13 protein-coding genes are annotated in these 22,147 nt (G+C 68.8%); all 13 read right to left on the minus strand.

Annotated features, from left to right (window positions below):
• Window positions 1-17: 17 nt before the first annotated feature.
• Window positions 18-788 carry a hypothetical protein gene (locus ABZV93_RS27310; protein WP_354941529.1) on the minus strand — a complete coding sequence of 257 codons (771 nt, stop codon included), beginning with the start codon at window positions 786-788 and terminating at the stop codon, window positions 18-20.
• Window positions 785-1,759 carry a hypothetical protein gene (locus ABZV93_RS27315; protein ID WP_354941531.1) on the minus strand — a complete coding sequence of 325 codons (975 nt, stop codon included), beginning with the start codon at window positions 1,757-1,759 and terminating at the stop codon, window positions 785-787. The genes ABZV93_RS27310 and ABZV93_RS27315 overlap by 4 nt, the downstream gene beginning before the upstream one ends.
• Window positions 1,756-4,857, minus strand: a complete 3,102-nt coding sequence (locus ABZV93_RS27320) for a hypothetical protein (protein WP_354941533.1) — start codon at window positions 4,855-4,857, stop codon at window positions 1,756-1,758. Before ABZV93_RS27320 ends, ABZV93_RS27315 begins: the two co-directional genes overlap by 4 nt.
• A 23-nt stretch (window positions 4,858-4,880) precedes the next feature.
• The gene (locus ABZV93_RS27325) at window positions 4,881-7,145 is read right to left on the minus strand and encodes a hypothetical protein (protein ID WP_354941535.1); all 2,265 of its coding nucleotides are present in this window, start codon (window positions 7,143-7,145) and stop codon (window positions 4,881-4,883) included.
• Between the two features lie 9 nt (window positions 7,146-7,154).
• A complete protein-coding gene (locus ABZV93_RS27330) occupies window positions 7,155-9,344 on the minus strand; it encodes a hypothetical protein (protein ID WP_354941537.1) in 2,190 nt (729 codons plus the stop codon).
• A gap of 25 nt (window positions 9,345-9,369) precedes the next feature.
• Window positions 9,370-11,379, minus strand: coding sequence for a hypothetical protein (locus tag ABZV93_RS27335; RefSeq protein WP_354941539.1), 2,010 nt, complete (start codon window positions 11,377-11,379; stop codon window positions 9,370-9,372).
• An 8-nt stretch (window positions 11,380-11,387) separates the two neighbouring features.
• Entirely contained in the window at window positions 11,388-13,694 is a 2,307-nt protein-coding gene (locus tag ABZV93_RS27340) for a hypothetical protein (protein ID WP_354941540.1), read from the minus strand.
• 113 nt (window positions 13,695-13,807) lie between these two features.
• Complete coding sequence (locus ABZV93_RS27345) at window positions 13,808-14,047, minus strand: hypothetical protein (RefSeq protein WP_354941542.1); 240 nt, start codon at window positions 14,045-14,047, stop codon at window positions 13,808-13,810.
• Between the two features lies 1 nt (window position 14,048).
• Window positions 14,049-15,281: a neprosin family prolyl endopeptidase gene (locus ABZV93_RS27350; protein ID WP_354941544.1), complete on the minus strand. Its 1,233-nt coding sequence runs from the start codon at window positions 15,279-15,281 to the stop codon at window positions 14,049-14,051.
• Window positions 15,282-16,320: 1,039 nt separating this feature from the next.
• Complete coding sequence (locus tag ABZV93_RS27355; RefSeq protein ID WP_354941545.1) at window positions 16,321-16,668, minus strand: hypothetical protein; 348 nt, start codon at window positions 16,666-16,668, stop codon at window positions 16,321-16,323.
• The gene (locus ABZV93_RS27360; protein WP_354941547.1) at window positions 16,661-17,533 is read right to left on the minus strand and encodes a peptidoglycan-binding domain-containing protein; all 873 of its coding nucleotides are present in this window, start codon (window positions 17,531-17,533) and stop codon (window positions 16,661-16,663) included. Before ABZV93_RS27360 ends, ABZV93_RS27355 begins: the two co-directional genes overlap by 8 nt.
• A gap of 61 nt (window positions 17,534-17,594) precedes the next feature.
• Window positions 17,595-20,384 carry a hypothetical protein gene (locus tag ABZV93_RS27365; protein WP_354941549.1) on the minus strand — a complete coding sequence of 930 codons (2,790 nt, stop codon included), beginning with the start codon at window positions 20,382-20,384 and terminating at the stop codon, window positions 17,595-17,597.
• 67 nt (window positions 20,385-20,451) lie between these two features.
• A complete protein-coding gene (locus tag ABZV93_RS27370) occupies window positions 20,452-22,146 on the minus strand; it encodes a hypothetical protein (RefSeq protein ID WP_354941551.1) in 1,695 nt (564 codons plus the stop codon).
• Window position 22,147: the final 1 nt, after the last annotated feature.

The following is a 22,147-nucleotide window of genomic DNA, read 5'->3' on the forward strand; positions in this document are numbered from 1 at the left end:
CTCAGGAGGGACCGCTGTCATGCGGTCCGGCGGATGGCCGCGAGATCTGAGCTGTGCCAGGTCGGCGGGCCGTAAGCCATCGAGCAGACGGCGTCCAGGCTCTGACGGGGGCAGACCTGCCGCGCGGTCCGGGCTCCGTCCGTCAGACCCCGTACGCCGCAGTGAGTGGCGTGATCCAGTGCCCGCGCCAGTTCGTCGGGCTCCGGGTAGAAGGGTGACAGGCTCTGCCAGCGGGCCGCGGAGGATGCCGCCCACTCCAGTCCGGTCGTCAGGCCGGCCAACGTCTCCTCCACCCCGGGGATCTGCTGCAGCCCGAGCGAATACAGCAGGGCCAACACGTTGGTGGCTGCCGTCAGGTCGACGAGGTCGATGTCATGACCGGCTCCCCGACGATGCCAGGTAGTGAACATGCCTTGTCGCAGCCAGGGCGGGCCGGGAGCGAGCACGCGGCGGAGCCGGTGTGCGCCCACCGTGTGACAGGCCACGCTTCGAGCCTCGGTGCGTGAGACCCGCCCGGCCCGCTCCAGTTCCAGCAGCATGACCGCGGTGTCGTCGCTGTCCGCGGGGAGTTCCGGCGCCCACGCCGGGGTGGCGCCGTACGGCCAGAACCCGTACGAGCCGTTGGGACGACGACAGGTCTCGAGCAGATCGAGCCAGGCTTCGGGCACCGTCTTCCCCGCACGGCGTACTTCACGTACGGCCAGGGCAGTGACGAACCCGTTGGAGTCATGGACCGAACGACCGTCGGCCCACCGCACCACACTGCCCACGCCCCCCGGTGCGGTCATGTCGGTCGCAGACCTGCCTGCAGCCAGGTGCCGCCGGCGCGGTCGACCCCGACGCCGACCATGCCGTGACGCCAGCGGCCGTCGTCTGGTCCCGACGAGAGGGCCTGGTACAACCCGGTGGAATCCGATCGACAGACGACGAGAGCGGTCGTCCGCAGCACCGCCGCCCGGACGTCCTCGTCGTCGGCCCATACCGACTTCGCGATGGTGAACCAGGTGAACGCCATCGGTGTTCCCCACGGCGCCAGCACCAGGCTGAGCCCGGAAGGTCGTGGGAGCACGACACGACGGCCCACCTGATCCCGTGTGATCAGGTTGCCGACCAGACTTACCAGCCGGTCCTCGTGGCCGACCAGGCTTGCCGCCGCGGCCAGCTCTGACCAGCTCAGCTCCGGAACACGGGCGTAGAGCTCGACCGAGCCGTCGTCGTTGACCCCCGCCATCCGCCAGGTCAGCCCGAGCACCCTGGACGCCAGCTGCAAGCCGGCGTCGGCCCATGGCTCCGGCGCGCCCTCGTACGACGGTTCCGACGGCAACTCAAGGTAGACCTTGGCCCGCCGCGAACCGTCGAGCTGACGTAACCCCAACCAGGCTCCCCAACGCAGGCGCCGCCCATCCTGCACCTTGCTCCATCGACGCAGATCCGGCCGCGACCCGGCCGTGGCTGCTGCCGCCTGCTGCGCCAACCTCAGCCGATCCGCTTCGGGGACCTCAGGTCCGGCCACCTCACAGGTCCACCGCAGCGCGACGTCCCGCGACGCCCAGGCCATTTCGACCGGGTAGCCGGTGGCCGTGAGCACGCCGAAGCGCCACGCGACCTCCGGCCAGTTCGAGTCGACGACCGGCCGGAGTGCCTCTGTCAGCGCCTCTTCGGCAGCGTCGGCACCGGCTGCGGCTGCCCGGGTGACTCGGATCCGGTCGAAGGCTCGACCGAGCGCAGGCGACCACTGCCGGGCGGTTGCGGCGTTCACCGGATCGGGATCACCTCCTCCGTTGTCTTCACGAAGGCACGCTGGTCGAAACCGCCAGGCCCGGTGAAGGTGAAGCGCACGCTGTACTCACGCTGGGTGGCGTCGCGCAGCGGGATACGCAGGCGCAGCGGCTCGGTGGCGTTGCCCGGCAGCTCACGGCGTAGGACCCGGTCGTACGCGTGCGGCTCGTCGTGGTACTCGATGTCGACGAACACGCGGTCCACTCCGGCGGACGGGAACGAGGGTACGAGGACGAGTTCGAGGGCATCGGGGAAGAGGTCGTGCACCCGGACCAGGGAGAGGTCGACCGGTACCGGCTCCGTCCGGTCGACGGTGCCGTCGGTGAGCGTCTGCACGAAACTGACCGACACTCCTCGCTCCGCCGGCGCGGGCAGAGCTCCACGCAGCCGCCAGACCTGACTGGCGGTGTCCTTCCGCAGTGTCACCAGGTGCCGCAGGTCCCGTTCCCCGTAACCCTTCGCGGTGAGCTGTACGTCGATGGAGGCCACCACCTCCCAGTCGATGTTGCCGGGCTCGATGGTGATGGTCCGTAGGTCCAGATGCTCGTACGGGTTGATCACCACGTCCCGGTCCGTGGAGTTGGGCAGCGGGATCGAGTACCTCAGGGCGTCGCCGTCCCAACCGGAGGTCCCGTCGAACGTGAGGTCCAGGCGGGCGTTGTAGCTGAGGGTCAGCTTGTCGTCGAGGAACGTCGTGAACGTCTGCGGAGCGGTCTGCTGTGGCGTGAACACCAGGTCGCCGTGACGCATGTGGTCCGCCGGACCGTAATCGATGGACAGCTGCGCCTCGGTCAGCCCGAGGTCGCTGATGTCTCCCGGCATCCGGGCGGTGACGTCCAACTGCCGGAAGAACCTGTGGTCGAGGTCGATCAGCGTGACGACCTTCTCCGCATCGTTCAGGTCCTTGGCCAGCAGTCCGAGGAATCCCTGCGGTGCAAGGGTTTCCCGGACCGCGTCGCTGCGCTGGTAGCGAAGGGTCAGGTCCCGGCGTTCCTCCTGCCTGACGTAGCGGAGCTTGAACGCCGCCAACGTCGGCAACTGCGCCTGGCCGGGGTTCGGAGCCGGAGTTGGAGTCGGGGTGGGTGTGGGAGTCGGCGTGGGAGTCGGCGTCGGCGTTGGATTGGGAGTCGGCGTGGGAGTTGGAGTCGGCGACGGCGTGGGAGTTGGAGTCGGGTTCGGTGTCGGGGTCGGCGTCGGAGTCGGCGTCGGCGTCGGGTTCGGAGCGGCTGCTCGGCTCAGCGTCCCGCTCCAGGAAGGTCCGGCCGCCGGGTTGTGCTGCCTGATCTGCGCGACGCGGTTGTCCGGGTCGCCCCCGAACTCACTGTGGCTGCCCGGACGTGCGGCGGCAACGGTGTCGCCGAGCGCGTCCTGGACCACCGGGTCCCCGCCGGCTCGCCGTACCAGGGCAACGGCCACGTCCAGCCGGCGCCGGGACAGTCGCAGGTTGTACGCCGCTCGTACCGGATCCGCCTCCGGGTGGGTGTGCTCGTGGCTCGCGTAGCCGCGGACCTCGACCTGTCTGGGTGCGGGCAGTTGGGCAATCCACCGGCTCAGTCGGTCCGCGCCCTGCTCGGGACCAGTCCAGGCGCCATCCCCCTGGATCTGTTGAATCCCGGTCGCCGACCTGAATCGCGGGTCGGTCGTGGTGTTCTCGACATAGGAGCGGAACTCGGTGTTCGGCGGCTGGGTGGACCAGCCGCTCTCCGCGGGCTTGTCCATGTCGAAGTACAGGCAGAAGGTCTCCCCCGCGCCGGGCGAATCCCAGTTCACGTCGATGTGGACCGACTCACCGGGGTTCAGCACCCGCGTCACCGTGCCGTCGGCGCCCAGAGTCACCTCCTGCCCGGCCAGGCGGACGTGCGCGCCGGCGCCGGTGATCCGCACGCTCTCGGTCGTGCCGGTGGTGGACGGCGTGTGCGTCACCGACAGGCCGGTCGGGAGCGGATTGGGTGAGCTGGACTCCTGCTGGAGTACCGCCGCCGGAGGCGCCGCAGGTGGCACCGGCACCGTTACACCGCCGACGGGCGGTGTCGGCGCCGGCGAGGGACTGGGAGTCGGCGCCGGCGTGGGACTGGGAGTCGGCGCCGGCGTGGGATTAGGAGTCGGATTCGGGGTCGGTGTCGGGGTCGGAGTCGGTGTCGGAGTCGGCGTGGGCGTGGGGCGGGGGGCCGGCGTCGGCGTTGGGTTGGGAGTCGGCGTCGGCGTGGGATTGGGAGTCGGCGTCGGCGTCGGAGTCGGCGTGGGGGTGGGCGTGGCCGGCTTGCCGGGAGCCAGCGTGGGCGTGAACCACTCGGCGAGCAGGTGGTCGGTGAAGAGCTGGAGAGCCCACTTCTCCTGGTCCTTCAGGTCCGCGTCGTCGGTGAACTTGTTCACTGTGATGGTGATCGCGCCCTGGGCCTTCAGCCACTCCAACGCGGCCTCAAGACCCACCTTGAAGTACATGTACTGCCCCTCGAGGCTCGCGCTCAGTCCCGAGTACACCTGCTCGAGGTGTGCGGTGATCGTCACGTCGAGGCTGGGACGCAGCGCGAGGTACTGCAGCGAGTAGACGACGCCGACCGGGGTCAGCCCCTGCTTGATGGCCTGCTCCATGATGATCGCGCCCTCCTGGCTGAGTACCAGGTTGAACGCCGCGCGGTTGGCCGCGTCCATCGTCGGGACGGTTGCTCCGAGGATCTGCTCGGTCGCACGGAACGTACCCTCCGGTGCGGGCGTCGCGTCGGTGCCGCCGGACCCCTGCAGGTCGAGCGCGATGCACTGGACCGTGCCGTTCTCGAACGGGGGTGGCGAGATGGTCACCGGGAGCACGACCCCGGGTTCCGTGCTCACTCGCGACTCGATCTTGCTGAGCGTCGCCCTGGGCAACTCGAGCGTGCTCTCGAACATCATGTACCCGCCGCCCTTCGAGACCCCGCCGGCCTGCGCGGGCCGGTAGGTCAGCAGTGACAAAGCGGGGGCGCCGTCGGTGCGGTGGGCCAGCGCCACCCGGCCGGGCAGATACCAGAACCGGCTCGGGTCGGCGTGGTCGCGATAGACGGTGATTCCGTCCACCACCATGGGCTTTTCCAGGCTGAGCATCTTCGCTCTCCGATCGGGGCGGACTACGGGAGCCGGGGAACCAGTACCGGTTCGGCCGACGCCACCCAGTTCGTGACGTGCCGCAGGCCGTTCCTGAACAGGACGATCGAGCGCCACTCGTAGCGGTTGCGGGCGACGTCGACGTAGTCGAACTCGAACCGGGCTCGGGCGTCCGGTCCGTCGAGCTCTAGCTGGGCCGCGTAGTTGAGGTTCTCGAGGAAGTCCTCGAACCGCAGCTCGAGGGAGATCAGTTCGACACCTCGGGTCTTCCAATCCGGCGGTGGCATCACCTGGACCACCCGGTGCCCGTGGCTCTTCGGGTCGACGATGATCCGCGGCTCGTACGTCACCGAGGGCGGCAGCTGCTTCACCCGCCCGTCGACGTAGCTGAAGGTCACGGTGTACTCGATCGCCGTCTGCGTCGGGTCCCGCAGGTCGACGACGAACGTCGGCGTGGCGGTCCCCTGACTCAGGTGCAGGGTGTCCTCGACGAGAACGTCGTTGGCCTTGTCCTCGTAGCGCACGTCCACGAACACGTCGCGTATCTCGGTCCATGACACGTTCGCCATGACGCTGAAAGTGCGGGCCCGGAACGGGTTGCGTACCGAGATCTGTTCCTCGTCACTGATCGACCAACCACTGTCGACGTCGTTGCCGTCGACGGCGCGCATCACGGTGCGCACCTCGTACGAGGTCTTCTCCCGGTCGACGACGAACATCGGCCACACCGCGGAGGGCGACTTCTCGGTCAGCCGGAACAGCTCCCGCTCGTCGACCTTGTGCTCCTCGTCGCGGTGACGCACGTACACCTCGACCGAGTCGAAGCGGGTCCACGGGATCCGCTCCGCCAGCAGGCTCACCGACCTGATCGTGAAGAGCTCGGTCTCGGGCAGCAACGACACGATGTCAGCCGTGGCCTTCTCGTGCCCGCTGCTCAGTTCGGCGGGCCGCTCGGAGGTGTCGGTGTTCTTGAAGCGCACGTCGTAGGAGACGTCAACCTCCTGTTGCATGACACCGTTCCGGACGTCGCTCAGCCACTCGAAGGTCGTAGTCCAGGTGTCGGGTGTCAGGAGCGCGTTGTGGGCGATGCCGCCGTACTCGGCACGCACGTCGATGCTGTCGATGAACGGCGCGCCCAGGTTGGGCCGGTAGAGCGCCTGGAGCTTCCGCCTGGTGAAGAAGTCGCTGGCCTGCGCTTCACGAACGAGCCGGCCGAGCAGTTCCGGCGAGGCGGCGATGGCCGCGAACAGCGACGCGAGGTGCCCCTGTGGATAGATCGACCGGCGCACCGTGGTCCGCTCGGAGAAGTTTACGTCAAGGTTCTTGCGGTCGATCCGGGTGTAGTCGGTCTTCTTGTAGCTGAAGGTGACCGGCTGGTTCTGCATGGCCGGACCACCCGCCGCCCAGGCGGCCTGCTGGGTGGCGAAGTCGCCGATCGCCTTCAGTGCCTGCTCCCAGTCCGACGGCTTCTCCGGGGTCCATGGCGGCAGGCTGGGCTCGAAGAACGCGCTGGTAATCATCGCTTTCACCTGAGCCAGGGCGGCGTCACGGCGGTCGATCACGCCCTCGGTGTCCTCCGCCACGAACGTGTCCGCGCGCAGGTCGATCGCCTTGGACTCGTCGAGTTCGTCGACCGCCTTGGAGATGTCCGCCGAGAAGATGAACACCTTGGTACCGAAGGTCTCGTCGAGATGCTTCTGCACGCGGTCCCAGTCGATCGACAGCGTCACCTTGTAGGCCGGTCGCAGCGCGAGGTAGTCCAGTGAGTAGATGACGGCGACCGGCAGGATGGCGGCGTCCAGCGTCGCTCGCACCATCGCGTACCCCTGCTCGTCGAGCTGGACCGAGAACGACGCCTGGTTCTCGTTGTAGAGCGAGGGTTTGGCGTTGTGCACCGCCTTGACCACGAACGGCTGTTCGGGGACCGGCTGCCCGTCGTCGGGCGACGGCGGCGCAGCCGAGCTGTCCGCACCCATGATGATCAGGTGCACGGTGCCGTCCTCCAGTGGCACCGAGGCCAGGCGGGGATCGCCGTCGAGGTCGAACTGGGACCGGATCTTCTGCTGCAACGCTGAGATCCGCGCCTGGTCGAGCCCGATGTTGCAGTCGAACGAGAGCAGTCCGCCCTGCTGGGTTCCACGGAACCCGACGAGCTGGAACGCCGGGGTGCCGTCGACGACGGTCAGGTGCGGTTGGGTGGGCAGGTAGTACCACTGCAACGGGTCGGAGTGGTCGGGGAACACCGAGATGCCGTCCAGTACGGCGCAGCGGGAGTCCAGCAACAACATGGCAACCCCTCAGGCCGGGATCTCGAGGAAGAGCGACTCGTCCGTGACGTCATCCTTCTTGTCGATCTTCCGGGTGCCGTCGAGCAGGAAGTACGTCGCGGTGTACGAGTAGGAGGCCGGCGCGCCCTGCGCCAGGAACACCGTCCATGCCTTGGCTGCGGTGTCGCTGGACCGGAAGAGGAAGTCGTCGGTCTTGGGCGGCGTACTCCCGTCGTAGCGGAGCGAGACGTTGACCAGCTTGAGCTTGGTCCAGTCGAGGAGGTCGGGAACGAGCTGCACGTCCAGCTTGTCCGCGAACTTCCGGCCGACCTCGAACCGCGTGCCCTTGGCGTCGGCAACGTCGACGTCCTCGCTGGTGCCGTCCCGGTGCCCGATCGTCGCCTGGTAGGAGAGCTTGCCCTTGGCCTCGTCGATGGTGGGGAACGTCCAGGTGTCGAAGGTCTTCCCCTCGCCGCTCAACGTGACGCCGAACGTCTGCTGGTAGCCGTTGTCCGGCTCCGCGTACGTCGCCTGCAGCGAGATGTCGCCGATGTCGTTCTGCAGGTCTCCGACAGCCACGAAGGTGATGGTCTTCAGTGCCCGGAAGGGGTCGTCGACGGAGATGATGTCGGCGTCGGTGGTGAGTTCGGGTCCGGCGATCTCGCGGCCGTCACCCTTCATCGTGTAGGTGGTCTGGTAGGTGACATCGCCCGTGCGCGGCTTGCCGATCACCTCCAGCAGCTTGTGCGCGGCCTCGTTCGCGGTCAGGTTGAAGAACCGCTCGACCGGCCGGTCACCGCCCTCGTATCGCACCCGCACCCGGGCCCGGCTGACCTGGTCGAAGTTGACGTCGCCGTTGACGATGTCGAGCTTGAGCACCGGCAGGTTGGCGAGCTTGACGTTGAGATCGGTGCCGTCGTCCTCCACCTCCGCGGACGTCCACGCCGGAGTGTCGCCCTCGAAATGCACGGTGTAGGACCAGAAGAACGTCCGGATCTTGTCGGCGACGATGAATTCCGCTTTCTGGGGCTTACCTGCGTCGTCCTTGGTGAAGGTGGCCTCGACCGTCTTGGCGTTCTCGCCGTGCGGGTAGCGCACCTTCACCTCGACGAGTGTGATGCCGTACCCCGGGAAGTCGGCGTCCACCCGAATGCTGAGTCGCAGCGTACGCAGGAACTCGTCGACGCTGACCTTGGAGTAGTAGTCCTCCCACTTCAGCGGCTGACCGTCGGGGCCCTTGAGGCTGGTCACCGTGGGCAGGCTGCCGTTCGGGCTGATCCTCCGGACGATCGCTTTGGCCTCGGTCCACTCGACCCGCACGTCACTGATCTGGGTGTTGGTCACCTCGCGGTGGACGTCCTCGATGTCCTGTCCCTCGGTCCACTCCTTGACGCTGGGGTCGACGGCCTGGATCGCCTGCAGCAGGTTGCGCTGGACACCGGCCTCGAGCTGCTTCGTGATCAGCTCGTGCACCCAGCTGTCGAACTGGGCACGCTGGTCCTGGGGAAGGTTGGGGTCCTCGACCAGATCGAAGTGGGTCTCGGTGACCTCGTTCTGGTACCGCGAGGAGCGAGTGATCTCGGTGTAGCTGTCCTCGCTCCAGAAGTTGTCCTCGGTGTCGACGTCCTGCCAGAAGGAGTAGAACGCCGACGAGTGCCACGTGCCCCAGGCATGCGCCTGGGGAAGCCGGCAGTAGTGGTCGAGGTCGTAGACCACCTGGATGGCCGAGGACGTGCCCTTGCTCAGCGTCTCCTTGAAGATGGCCGTCCCGAGCACGGTGAGCTCCAGGAAGAAGCAGGCCGTGTTGTCACCGGTGAGCGAGGGCGTGGTCGCTCCGCTGATCCGTTCGACGATCTTGCCGTCCTGCTGCAGCACCAGCCGGACCGCGCCACTGAGCCAGGGCACGGTCTGCAGCTCCACCTTCGGTCCGTTGCCGCCGAACCGAGCGTTCACCTCCTCCTGCAGCTTCTGCCGGATCTTGTCCTCCGTCTCGGGCAGCAGGCCGAGGTCGGTGTCGAAGGCGACGAAGCCGCCGAACTGGCTGTCGCCATCGACCCGGATCGCGTCGTACTCGACGAACCGCAGAGCCAGTCCGCCGTTCTCGAGGCGCGCGATCCGGGGGAACCGGGGCAGGACGTAGAAGACGTTCGGGCGGGCCGGGTCGTCGTCCCCGTGGACCTGATGGCTTTCTATCGTCCTGACGTTGTCCAGCTTGAGCATGGAAGCTTCCTCTCCTGAAGATGGTTCAGACCCGCCAGGTACTGGCATCGGTGACGACGAGCACTGCACCGGATCCCCCGGCCAGGGCGAGGGCCTGCGGCCCGGTGGCCGCGACCCGGAGCAGGTAGTGGACGGCGACCAGACCGGCCTCCCCGGCGAGCGCCCGCTTCACGGTGGCGAGGTCGGACTCGGCGAGTGCGGTGCTGAAGGATGCGTCCTGCGTGACGGTGTTGGACGCCCCCACCGCGGCCAGGGTGACCATCTGCCCGTCGCGCAGTACGAGGAGCTGGACAGCGCCCTCCACCTCGAACGGCGCCACCGACAGCCGGACATCCGCAGCCGCGCCGGCCGCGACGCATGCCTGGCGAGCGGTCTCCTGGGCGGCGTCGGACACCCCCAGCGAGGTGGTCACCATGAGCATGGCCAGACCCGCCGCCTCGATCAGCGACAGCTGCGGCGAGCCGCCCGCGTCGCGCGCGGGCCCCGCGGTCAACGGCAGGAAGCGCCAGTCCGCGCCGGCTTTCGGGCCGGCCACCCTGAGGCCCGCGGAATCCACCACCAGCACCCGGTCGTCCGGCTCCGCCCATGGCGGGTTGGTGAACGAGAACGGGTCGAGCCAGACCGCGGCGTCGGGTAAGGCTTGCCGGACGCTTCGGGGATCTGGACCGCGGGTGGTTGCCTCCGCCTCGACCGCCACGTCGATGGCCCCGCGCGGGACGGCGAGCCAGGCGCGGGTGTCACCCACGGACAGCGAAGCCCGGCTGACGAAGACGGCTGGGTCCTCTGCGACTCGGGCCCGGGCGGTGACCGTGACGTTGGCCAGGCCGAGCAGTTCGCCGGTGGCGTGCGCGGAAATCAGCCTCACCCCCAGGTCGGCCGGAGTCACCACCGGGGTGGAGTCCGCCGTCACGCGGCGGCTTTGTCCGGCGACCGTCCTCGGCGCCTGGTCGGTCTCCAGCACCACCGAGCCCTCGAGGTCGTAGGCGAGTGCTTCGCCAGGCGCCAGGTGGAGCGTCGCCGAAGCGGGTGTGGGCGGCACGAGGCGAGCGGTGGCCGCGGCCGCGAACGGTCGGACGGGCAGGGCCGGCGGTGCCGTCAGACGGACCGAGGCCACGACCGCTCCGGCCGGCATCGCGGGCAGAGTGCTGTGAACGGTCACCTGCTCCCGCCCGTCGGTGAGCGGTGGCACCTCGTGGGGGCGAACGGCGGCGTCCCCGTGCTCGCCGAGCACCGGGTCACAGGTCAGGCGCAGCAGGCGTACGGCCATGACGGGCTCGGTCAGGTCCCAGGTGAAGGTCGAGGTGCGCACCTGCTCGGCGAACTGCCACCCGCCCTCCTCCTCGTCCACGAACACCGGAGCGGCCAGTCGCGCCACGATCCGATCCACCACGGCAGAGGCCAACAGGTGAACGTCGTCCGGACCTTCGGTGACCGTGACGCCAGGCAGACCGGCGCGCGCCCACTCCTCCAGCTTCGCGGGCCGCACAGGTGCCGGGCCGATCCCGTTCGACAGTGCGTCCACGTCCACCGTCAGCCTGCCCTGGCAGCGCGCGGCGACCCCGCGGACGGTGACCAGCGCGACCGCCCCCAGGGTTCGCAGGCCGGCCCTCAGGGTGCCGACGAGCAGCTCACCGGCCACGCCGTCGAGGCGGACCAACGTGGGCAGCACCACACCGGCCGCCGCGTCGCATGGTTGCGGCACGAGCGCGGTGGACGGCAGCCTGAGGTCGGCGGGAGCGACGAGTCGTACCCATCCCTCACCGAGCGGCGCGGGGCGTGAGTGCGCCGTGCCGGTGGTCGGATCGGTGGCCGGATCAGTCGCCGTTGTGCCTGTCTCAAAGGAGAAACCGGCGGCGACAAGCGTGAACTGCGCGATCCCGCCGTCCCGCTCCTGGAGGTACTGGTCGACCTGCAGAGGCTCCGGACTCAACGAGGTGGGAACGACCGACAGCATGCCGGGTTGCTCGTAGGCGACGTAACCCTCGGCCACGCCGGAGCGCTCGGGTCGGCCGAAGTCGGGAAGGCCCGTGAACATGGGTTCTCCTATGGCTGGGGCAGGGCCAGTAGGTTGCTGTCGGTGGAACGCCAGTCGGTGTCGGCCTGGCTGCGACCGGAGACGTGCACGAGGGTCTGACGGAAGCGGAACGACCCCAGCCCGCGGTCGAGCAGCCAGTCCTCGAGTGGGACCGGTACGGCGACGTCGTGCTGGAGCGTGGTGTGGTCGAGGAGTACGGCGCCGGACACGCCCTCGAACTGCACGCCGATGACCGAGAGGTCGCGCTCGGGGTCGCCCGAGGTGCCAAGGCCTCCAGTGGTGGTGATGAGCGTGACCACGCGTGGAAGGCGTTCGACCCGGCGGTCCAGCGTCTGGCTGACGACCTGCTCGGGTTGCACCACGACGCGGACCCCGCTGACGTCGAGAGTCACGTCGGCCTTGTCCGGCTGCGCCGGGCCCTGCGAAGGGGTGACCGTGACGTCGAGCGTCGCGCCTGGAGCGAGCGTCGCGGGCAGCGGACCCGTCATCGATGCCGCGGCTCCGTCGGTCCAGGCAGGCAACACGGGAACGTCCAACTCAACGTCACCCTCGTTGAGCAGGGTGACCGTCAGGGAGCCGTCGGGGCCGGGCTTCTCCATCCAGGACAGTGGGGGGACGGCCGGCCGATCGAGCCGCAACTCGACCGGCACCTGGTGGACTTCATCGTCCACGGTGACGTCCACCCGGCCGCGCAGCAGTGCACTGGCCGCGCCTCCGGTCGTCAGGACGGCGTAGACGTCGCGGAGGTCGTCGAAGGCGAAACTCTCCGAGACCCACCAGCCGCGCACCAGGTCCGGCGGAGCGTGCGTCGTGATCGCTCCCCCGGGCAGCCCAAGAGTGCAGGTGGCGGGATGGACGGCCGCTCGCAGCTCCGGCGGGCCTGCGCCCGCGGGTACGTGCCCGGCCAGGGCAGCCGCGGCGGCGTACAGCCGGGCCGGAGAGGTCTGTGGCACCAGGTGCACGCTGATCAGGGCGAGCGCACGCTCGGTGCCGGTTTGGGCATCGGTCGCCCTGCCGACCGTGAAGGACAGTTCCGGGCCGTAGGGCGCCTCGGCGAGCTGTCCGATGAGGAAGGCGTCGGGGAGGTAGTAGAAGACGTTGCCGCCGTTCTGGTCCTGGAAGTACACGTGGTTGCGCGACGTGGGCCCTTCGGCCGGCCAGGGCACGACCAGGGTGGCGAATCCCTTCGACGCGGCCGGCTGGCCGGAGGGAAACAGATAGGGGTGGGCGTCCACGTCGAAGCGGAGCGGCACGACGCTGTCCAGTGTGTTGCTGACGAGCATGTACCGGGGCTCGGGCTCGTTCGGGCCGTCGCCGCCGACGACAGGACCCGGGTCGGGTATCGGCAGCGGAGGCACCGGAGGCACCGGCAGTGGCCACGGGATGGCCAGGGGGCGCCGGTGGTCACGCACGACAGGTCCGGTCCCGTCCCCGCCGGGGGTGCGGTGGTCGCGAACCACCACGTCGGGCGTTCGCACGTCGTCCCGCACGACGACCTGCCGCAGCAGCGGCGCGGCGGCCACGGCCGGCTGAAGCGAGAGCCGGCGGAAGGACCGGTCAACGACGAGTTGCTGTCGCAGGTTCACCTGCTTCAGTCGCTCTGCCACGCCCTCCGCCTGGAGCAGTGTCTCGTTCGGACGAGGCTTCGGAGTCCCCTCCTCCGGGATGGGAATGGGTTCGAAGTGCCGTATCGGCTCCGGGATGGGGTTCGGGCCGACGCTGAGTACGAGGTCGGGGAGGATCACGTGCGTGTCGAGCACGTCGGGCTTCACCACGACCAGCACACCCGGATCGGGCTTTCGCCACGCCGACTGCACTGCGACCGTGATGCTGCGGTGGACCACCAGTTGGGCCTGCTCCTCGTCGCGGGTGAACGCGCGCAGCAGCGCGTCGCGTTCCGGCAACGCCAGTAGCAGAACGAGTTCCGGCCGAACCTGCGTGTCGCCGAAGTTGGGGGTGAACTCGGCCACGGGGTAGTCGCGCACCATCTGTCCGGCCGACGAAACGCTGACGGAGAGTTGGTGCGGCAGGATCACGGCATCCGCCCGGGAGATTTCCGGTGCCGGATAGCTTTCCAGCCCGAACGTCATCCGCCACAGACCGTCCGCCAACGAGGTGGTGATCTCGTAATGACCCGTGGCCGGGCTGACGCGGAGCCGGTAGCGGGGCAGGTAGTAGACCTTCGCGGCGTCGGCCGGATCCTGGAACAGGACCGTGTCGTCGACCCGCCCGTCGGGGCTGACAGGCACGGTGACCTGCGACCGCGGGATCCCGGGCCGGAACGGCCCGATGCGGCGCAGTGTCTCCAGATCCATGCCTGGACGAGGAACTCGCCATAGCTGAGCTCCTGGCATCGCCTGCCTCCTCGGTAGCGGTGGGGTCCAATCACTCGTTCGGAACTACACGGGGAGCAGTTGACACACGTCTGTCAGTCGGCAGGCGGTGGATGCGGGTTCTCCTCGGGTGGCTTCTCCGAGGCCACTTCCTTGCCGTGCAGACGATGAGGTGTTCGGCGCTTGAGCCGCGGGACGTATCCCGGCGGGCACAGCGACTCACCGGGTTCGCCCGCAGACGGGGCGCGAGCCGCCTCCGGATCGACGAGCACGCACTCGTACTCGTCGTCCGGCCCTGACGGAAGTACCGGAGGCAGCTCGTCTCCCGCGGTCACGTCACACTCCCCCGGGCCCGCCCCAGTAGAAGTACGAGCCCCAGCCACTGGTGCCGCTGAAGTCGGTCCAGATGTCGTACGCCGCGGCGTTGGTGACCTGTGGCACGCCCTGAATCCCCACCATCGTGCCGTTCGCGTCGCTCTGGTAGCGGAGGTTGCGCATGTAGGCGGCATGCGTCCAACCCGTGCCGGGGAGGGCCCCGCTGCCCATGGCGGTGCTGGTGGGTTCGGGATGGTTGGCTGAGTCGTCGACGATCTCGCCGCCCCAGTCGACCTGGTCGGCCATGGTGCGAAGGCCGGTGTCGCTGTAGAGGCTGGCCGGGTAGTAACCCATCCACTCGGCGCCGATGCGGACCCACCAGTTGCCCTGGTAGAGCTGGACCTTGATCAGCAGGTCGTACTGGTCGCCGCCGGCGATGCTCTCGGCGACCCGCATGCCCGGGAAGGAGGACGTGCCGACCTGGACCCAGCCCCTGACGTCGGTGTTGTAACCCCCGAGGTTGTCGCCGCTCTGGGAGTACGCGTTCGTGGTGTAGAAGATGAAGAGGTGCGGCTCCCAGTCGCCGTTGAGGTCCTTGTAGGTCTGGGCGCCGACCTCGAGAGTCTGCAGAGCGGCGCCACTCCCCCGTACGGTCCAGAGCTGGCCGAGGGAGAACTCGTTGGACCACTGGACGTACGGCTTCCAGGTGTTGATGTAGGCCTCGGTGCCGTAGTTCGTGACGAACTGGTAGGCGTGCGCGTACTTGTGCTCGGCACCGATGGCGGGCGGATGCGGGTCGTCCGGCGGGGTGAACTCGGGCCGGTAGGGGCCCTTGGCGAGGTAGTCCTGAAGGGTGCCGACCGGGCGGAGCTGGTCGATGTTCTTGCGCATCACCGGGACCGTGCCTGGCGGGCCCTTCTCCACTTCCGGTGCGCGCAGCGCACGGGCGGCGGCACGGGTGCGACGGGCCGGGTCCTGCTCGATGCCATTCAGCGGCGGCGGCTCGGCCGGAGCGCCGTCGACCTGGGACTCGACAGGCACCCAGTCGACCCGGTCGCCGGCCGCGGACGTGGTCTGGGTGACGACGTCGCGCCTGGCGTACAGGTCGAGGTGGTGCTGCCGGATCTCCTCCAGTCGTTCGGCCGCGGCCTTGAGGTCACCGTCCACCTCCGGACCCGCGAACTTCTGATGCGCGAGGCGACTCATCCGCGCCGGCGCGGCATGAGGGTTCCGCTCGATGAGCCCGACGTCCATCGCCGCCTCCTAGTCCCCGCACCGTGTGAAGCGTTGCGATGAAAGCCGGCCCCATCTCGGCGCGAACGTCGAGGGATGGCTGAGGCCGATCGAGTGAGTCGAGCAAGACCTTGCACGTCTGGTCGACGAGGAGGTCGAGTTGACAGAAAAAGAGGAGACCAGCATCGGAACCCCCGTCCCCCTGGGCAACGGCCTCCAAACGCTTTTGTGAGGCCGTGCACTAGAAAACACCACTCTCACCGTACGGTCAAGAGTTCCTCAACTCCGAATCAACCGAGCGTTGCGACGACGGCTGAACCCGCCTCGGCCACTACGACCTGGGCGCCGACCTGGGCCCGAGCTGCCGCACCGTCCCGTGCGCAGAGCCCAACCTCGCCAGGGAGGCGCGTACCATCCGCGCCGGGGCTTCCTGGGGTTGTACCAGTGGTGTCGCACCTCCCAACACCGCGGCGTGCAAGGCTACGACGATTCGGGTCCGCACAGGGATCGACCTTCGACCTACTCCAGACGCCAGAGTGCAATAGATACCGGCACGAGTCTTCCTGCAGTTCGACAGAACTCGAAATTGCTCGCCCAGAGTTCTTACGACGAGTCAGGAGAGGGAAAGGTTGGCGAACTTGTTCACCTGGTGTGCCGGCTCCTCGTCGTTCAACCATAAGAGAAGCGGACAACATTGTCGGCATCAGTTCGGGTCTCCGAACTGCCGATGAGAAGTGAAACGACCTCGAGCGGCGCAGACCAAAGCGAAGCAGGACACGCGCCGCGCAGTAGGCGCTTGCGGCCGGGGGCTTTATTTGTAAAGGCTCAACAGGTCAATGCCGAGGTTGGGAACCGATCCTTCACATCCGCCTCGGCAACGTGGGACGGAGCATCGAGCGGGGGCTCGGACGCCTCAGTCGGGGTCGGCGAGTTCGGGTCGGTAGGCCAACGGTCCGCGCATGTCGCGGTCGGGCCGACCTTGGTCGGCGAGCTGTGTGGGTGGCGGTCAGGACCGCCACCCACACAGCGTCAGTTCAGTTCAGGGCCGTACCTGCGGACGTCACGACACGTCTGCAGGCTCGAGGAGTTCGTCGGTGTCCTCGACATCGTGGCGCAGGCCCGCCGGAACGAGTCGGTTGCCGGCGTGGTCCGCCGGCCTGTCGACGGGCGTGATCCGGGCGCGTGCCGAGGTGACCGCCCAGGCCCAGACGACGGCCGGCGCCAGCACACTGGCGACGCCAAGGACCCGACGGTCGCGTGTTCCGACAGCTCCGCTTCTGACACCCGCGAGGGCCGCCAGGGCGGTGACCGAGCCGGCCACCGCGGCCCGGGTCAGCAGCGGCTCACGAGCCAGCCGGGTCGAGTCGACGAACCGGCCCACCCGCCGCAGTTCCAACCGTTCAGGCAACGACGCGAAATCCATGCTTGACCCCCAGCTTCTTCAGGCTTTCCGATCCGGGAACTCCGTCCGCGTCTGCTCCGGAGTATCCGCAGCGCCGCTGCCATCGCGCGTAGGCGGCGACGGTGCGGGTGCCGAACGAACCGTCACTCGCGTACTGCGACGACAGCAGACCCTCGGCGGCGAGCGCACGCTCCACGAGCCGTACGTCGTCCGCCGCTCCGGGCGTGACCGCACCCTGCGGCCGCTTCGGGTCCAGCTTCGCCGCCCTGGTCACGGCGGCGAGGCTCACCGCCGACCCCGGCGGGCGCGGCGGCTCGGGTTGCTGTCCCCCGGCGACGGCGGCGGAGATGACGTCTCCCACCTGGGCGATCCGTGCGGGTGCGGGGCACGCATGGTGTTGGTTGAACCGTGGCGGCTTGGAACTGGTGTACTGCGCGTGCCAGCCGATGCCGCGGCCGAAGATCTCAGGCAGTTTCACCAGGGGCACGCCGTGGGTGTCTCTCAACCAGACGAGCAGGTTCGCCATCGCGGCGATCTGGTGGTCGTTCCATCGAGGGACCTTGCGGACGTCCTTGCCGTCCCAGACCCGGCCGGCGCCGTCCCAGGTCTCGATGCTGATGTGTCCTCTGCCGCCACCGAAATAGTTGCCGTCCAACTGACAATGGGCGACGCGTTCGGTGTCGACGTACTGCAGGACGTTGCCGTCCTCGGCGACGTAGAAGTGACTCTCGATCGACGACTGTAGCCAGACACTCTTGATGTTCTTGGCGTTGGAGACTGCCGTGTGCAGAACGGCTCCCCATGGTCGGATGCGGGGCTGGGTGTTCGCCTCCGGGAGCGGATCCCAGTCGGCGTGCGGATAACGGGCCATGGCGCGGACTCCTGAGATGAACGAGCTTACGGTGAAGGTGGTCCGGAAGAGGAAGGATCGGTCAGGACATCGGCAACGGAAGGTCGGTGTCGTCCAGAACGAACGACCCGTGCCCTTCCCGGAGGCTTCCGTCGGCACCGAGCGCCGGATCGCTCCAGTGGTCCCAGGCGGTGCCGACGTCGGCGAAACTGGCGGGATAGTTCACACGGAGCGCCGCGACGATCTTCGTCTGCTCCGCGTCACCCCAGGTCGTGGTGTCCATGCTGGCGAGGTTCGCGCCCGCGATGGTGTCGGCCATCTTGGTTCCGGCCCGGCCTGAGGAGATGATCGGGTTGGGGAAGTTCACGTGGTAGCGGTACACGAGCGCGACCGCGTGCTCGCAGGTGAAGACGTCCCCGAAGGTCGCCGGACGGGTTCCACCGTTCCCGTCGGGAACGGTGGGTACGTTCGTCCCCACGGCTTTCGCCCACGGTGTGCGAAGGATGTCCCGGATACGCGTGCGGGCCATGTCCCATTCACACCGCCAGAGCTCCGGGCTGTTGCGGCACATCATCAGGAAGCGGTACCACCAGTGCCAGTCCCGGAAGCGTTCGAAGTCGTCCGCCTCGGTGACGGGCACGGCGACATCACGCTGGTAGCTCCCGCCACTTCCGGGCAGGCCGTAGAGCACCGGCGCACAGACGTACTTGCGCGCACCCGGGTCCCACATCGGATTGGGCCACGTCTGCGGCCACGGGTAGGCGGGATAGACGCCGAAGACGCCGAGATAGCGTTCGTAGACCGCCGGGTACTTCATTCGCAGGTACGCCAGCAGGGCGAACAACTCCCCCGTGTGGTGCGCCGGCCAGATGGTCCAGTGCGCCACCCCGAGCGAGACCACCGCGCTGTCCCAGCCGTTCATCGAGTCGAGGTACGACCCGCACTCCAGCGCTGCGACCGCTGCGACGACGCGGTAGGTGCTGGCACGCGCCACATCGGTCGCGGGATCGATTGCCGCACCGGTGAGCCGCATCGGGTCGACACGGGTGTCCGGCGACCACAGGGAGTTCGGCTTGTACGAGCGGCTGATCGGGCCCTGCCCCATGCCCGGAACACTCGCCATCGAACCGGCCGCCACGCCGTCGACGGGAGCGACCACGCGGTTGGCGGGGATGTCGTAGTACATCGAGGCGTCGCGGGCCCAGACGGCGTCCCCGACGGCCGGATCGTCGCGCAACCAGATCCGGTCCTTGACGAACGTCGTCGGCGCGCTGGCGGTGTTCCACTTCCACGACTCCATCACCACCGGACAGTGCAGCCGGTCGGCGACCTTGACCCGCTCGGTGACACCCGGGGCCGTACCTCGGCGGGCGGTCGTGTCGGTCACCCATCGGGCGAGGACCGTGGCGGTCTCCGGGTCGAGCAGGCCGTGCACCGGCCCCCAGTACCTGCGTGGGTTGTGCAGATGGAACAACGGGTCGGCGGCGTGCGGGCCGGTGAGCGGCTCCAGTACGCCGGCCACCCCTTCGGTGCCGGCGTACCCCTGGAGGTGCCGAACGGCCCACTGCGTGGACCGCCCGTACTCGCGGTACGCGGCTGTCCCCTTGGCCGGCAGGCAGGTGAAGCCGACGAGCACCAGGTCGTCGTGCAGCTTCTCCACGTGGCCGCCCGGATCGCCGGCCCGGACGGCACCGCCGTACTTCTTCGTGGCATCGGAGTCACCTGGCTGGAGGTAGAAGCCGCCGTACCTCGTCTGCAGGGCGTAGAGGTGGTCGCTCGGCCAGGAGGGCGCTCCTCCGGTGAGCGCGGCGGTGAGGAACGCGACGAAGTCGTCGGCCATCGACCGGATCACAGTCGCCTGGGCGGTCACGTCCGCGAGCGCCGACTCGGCGGCTCCCTTGATCCCCTTCGTACCACGGCGTTCGATGAGCAGGAACAACCAGGCCACCAGGGTGACGGCTTGGGCCACCGACTCCGCGGCCTTGGCGTCCAGCGTGACCGTGGAGCCGGACTCGGTGTGCGGGATGGGTGGTTGGGCGGCCTTCACGAACGACGCGAACCGCGTGCTGACGTGGGGCGTTCCCGTCACCGGCGGGTCAAGGTAGTACCCGCGCAGGAGCGCGCCCACGCTGACGATGCTCGGAGTGCGTACCGCGTGTGCGGCGAGTACCTGCGCGTCGAGATCGCTGAGCAGGTCCTGCAGCGACATCTTCCGCACCAGCACCGACTTGCGGTGTTCCTCGCTCTGCGCCGCCGTCCACGGCGTACCGGCCGCCTCCGCCTTGATGCGGTCGGAATTCCACTCGACGAACCATGAGGCGAGGTCACCCACCCAGGTGACGAGCCCCTGGATACCGGTGTCGAACACCTCACCCAGAGAAGGGTCCAGCATCGTCGCGACCATCCGCCAGGTGTTGAACTCCCGCCGGTTGAACGCGAAGTCGATTCCGACGAACAGGTGACTGGTGTCAACCGGCGCTTGCTCGCACCCGGAGTAGGGAGCGAACGGCGACCCCGTCATGATGTTGCCGGTCGAGTAGAGGCGGTCGAGCGTCGTCGCCGACACGTCCTTGGTGGTGAGCGGCGCGGCCAGTTTCTCGGTGTCGAACAGAACGTCGAACTTCGCGCCGGCCCCCTTGGTGAACCTGCTGTAGGCCAGCCGCCGCAGATTGAGGACGTTCCGCCGGAAGTCCTCGCGGGTGGGCGAGCTTCCTTCCATGCGGTCGATCCAGACGAGATAGTCCGCCAGCCGAGCTGTGTAGGCCTTCACCTCCTCCGAGCCGACCGCCGGTCCGTCCTGCCACGCCTCCCGCTGCCGGCGGCGCAGTCGCATCGTCGCCGCCAGGCCAGCCGCCGAAGCTACCGTCCCCATGCCTTCCCCCAGGTGTCACTCGTGTACGGCGCGGTGCCTACACGGTCTTGGTCCGTGTACGGCGACGTCAGTCGATGGTGTCGAAGCGCAGGCCGCTGGAACTCTGTCTGCGTCCGGCCCGCCTGCCGCGGCCGACCCAGAAGTAGGACTCCCCGCCGACCCATCTGGCGTACTGCGTGGTGCGGGTGACCACGGCCCCCTCGGACGGCACCTCCTCCTCGGGCAGTTCGAGCGGTTCGCCCGGACGCAGCAGCCGGCCGAGCGGGTTCAGCGGGACCGGTTGGCCGTCCGGTCCGGTGCGACTGAGGGTGGCGCGTCGCAGGTGGTTGACGCCCGGCCGTACCTCCACCGGCAGCAGCGGGATCCAGTGCTCGGGTACGTCGGTCATCAGCCGGTAGTGCAGCCTTGCCGGGTCGGTGCCGTCACCGCCGATGACAGCGGTTCCACCGGTTCCGTCGAAGGCCGGGGCAGCCGCGGCCTCGGCCCGGTCGAGGGTGCGACCGACGGCGTTGGTGACTTTGCGTTCGATCGCCCATGCCTGGTTCGCACCCTCGTCACGGGCGAACGCGACCTCCTCCAGCGGGTCGCTCTCGAGCGTCTGGGCGAGCACCGGCGCGACGAACAGGCCCGCCTCCGCCGCAACTCCTCCCGAGGCGCCGAGCTGGAACAGTGACCATCCGGCGTCGCCCCTGCCATCGCCCTGTCCGGGCACCAGGCACTGTTCGCCGAAGGTGTCCGCGACGACGACAGAGGTGATGCTCGTCAGCGAGCCGACCGGAACGTCGACGGGCACGACGTACCAGTCGTTGGCGTACACCGTGGCGAACTCCACCAGCAGCATGCGGGCGAGATCCTCCGGCGCGGTTTCGATCCCACCGAAGTTCACTCGGGCGTCCTCGAACTCCCAGTAACGCCGAGAGGGCATCCCGGCGAAGAACGCCGGCGCGGGCAGGACGGTGCGGACGAGTTCTGTTCGGTCGGCCGGCGCCTGCAGCGGGGTCGCCTTGTCGTCGACGACGAACGAGTGCCAGTCCAGACGGCCCCCGTCGTACGCGGGTGCGCCGAGGGTGACCTGCTGCCCGCCGCGGTCTGCGCCCACGGCGAACTCGTACTCCATGCGGGCGGGCTTCCACGCGGACCGCTCCGGCCGGACGGTCGCCAGCCGGGACGTCGCCCACGCGAGCCAGCGCACCGCGACCTGCCGGGCGGTCTCGGCGTCCGCGCCCTGCAGCCCCCACTCGGGCAGTCCGTCCGGCAGCGTCGCTCCCAGCGCGTCCGCCAGGGCGGCTCCGTCGGGGACGCGACCCGAGACCACCGCCAGGTAACGGCGGGCGGCGGCGTCGAGGAGGGGACCGAGCAGCGCCTCGTCCGCCCGGAGCGGGTAGGTGGCCACGATGGCGTCAGCCACCGCGCCGGTCAACCCGGCGGCGGCCAGCATACGCAGGAAGTGCTGCCCGGCTTCGGCGGCTGCACGCAGATCCGGTGTGGGCTCCTCCCGCTCGACCAGGACCTCCAGCGGCGTGGCGCCGTCGTAGTCCTCGGCGACGAGGTCGGCACCTGGACGGAACCTGGTGACGCGGTCGGAGGTGGCGCGGACCCGGACCCAGACGGGCGACCCCGCGTCGTCGCCGAGGAACTCCCCGAACTGCCACTGCCGCGCCAGCGTCCACAGCGGGTCGTTTACCTGTGCCTCCAGCGCCGGGCGCATGTCGCCGGCACGGGCCCGTGGCTCGATCCGGGTCCAGGTGGTGATGGATGACATG

This window comes from Actinopolymorpha sp. NPDC004070, assembly GCF_040610475.1.
Taxonomy (GTDB): Bacteria; Actinomycetota; Actinomycetes; order Propionibacteriales; family Actinopolymorphaceae; genus Actinopolymorpha.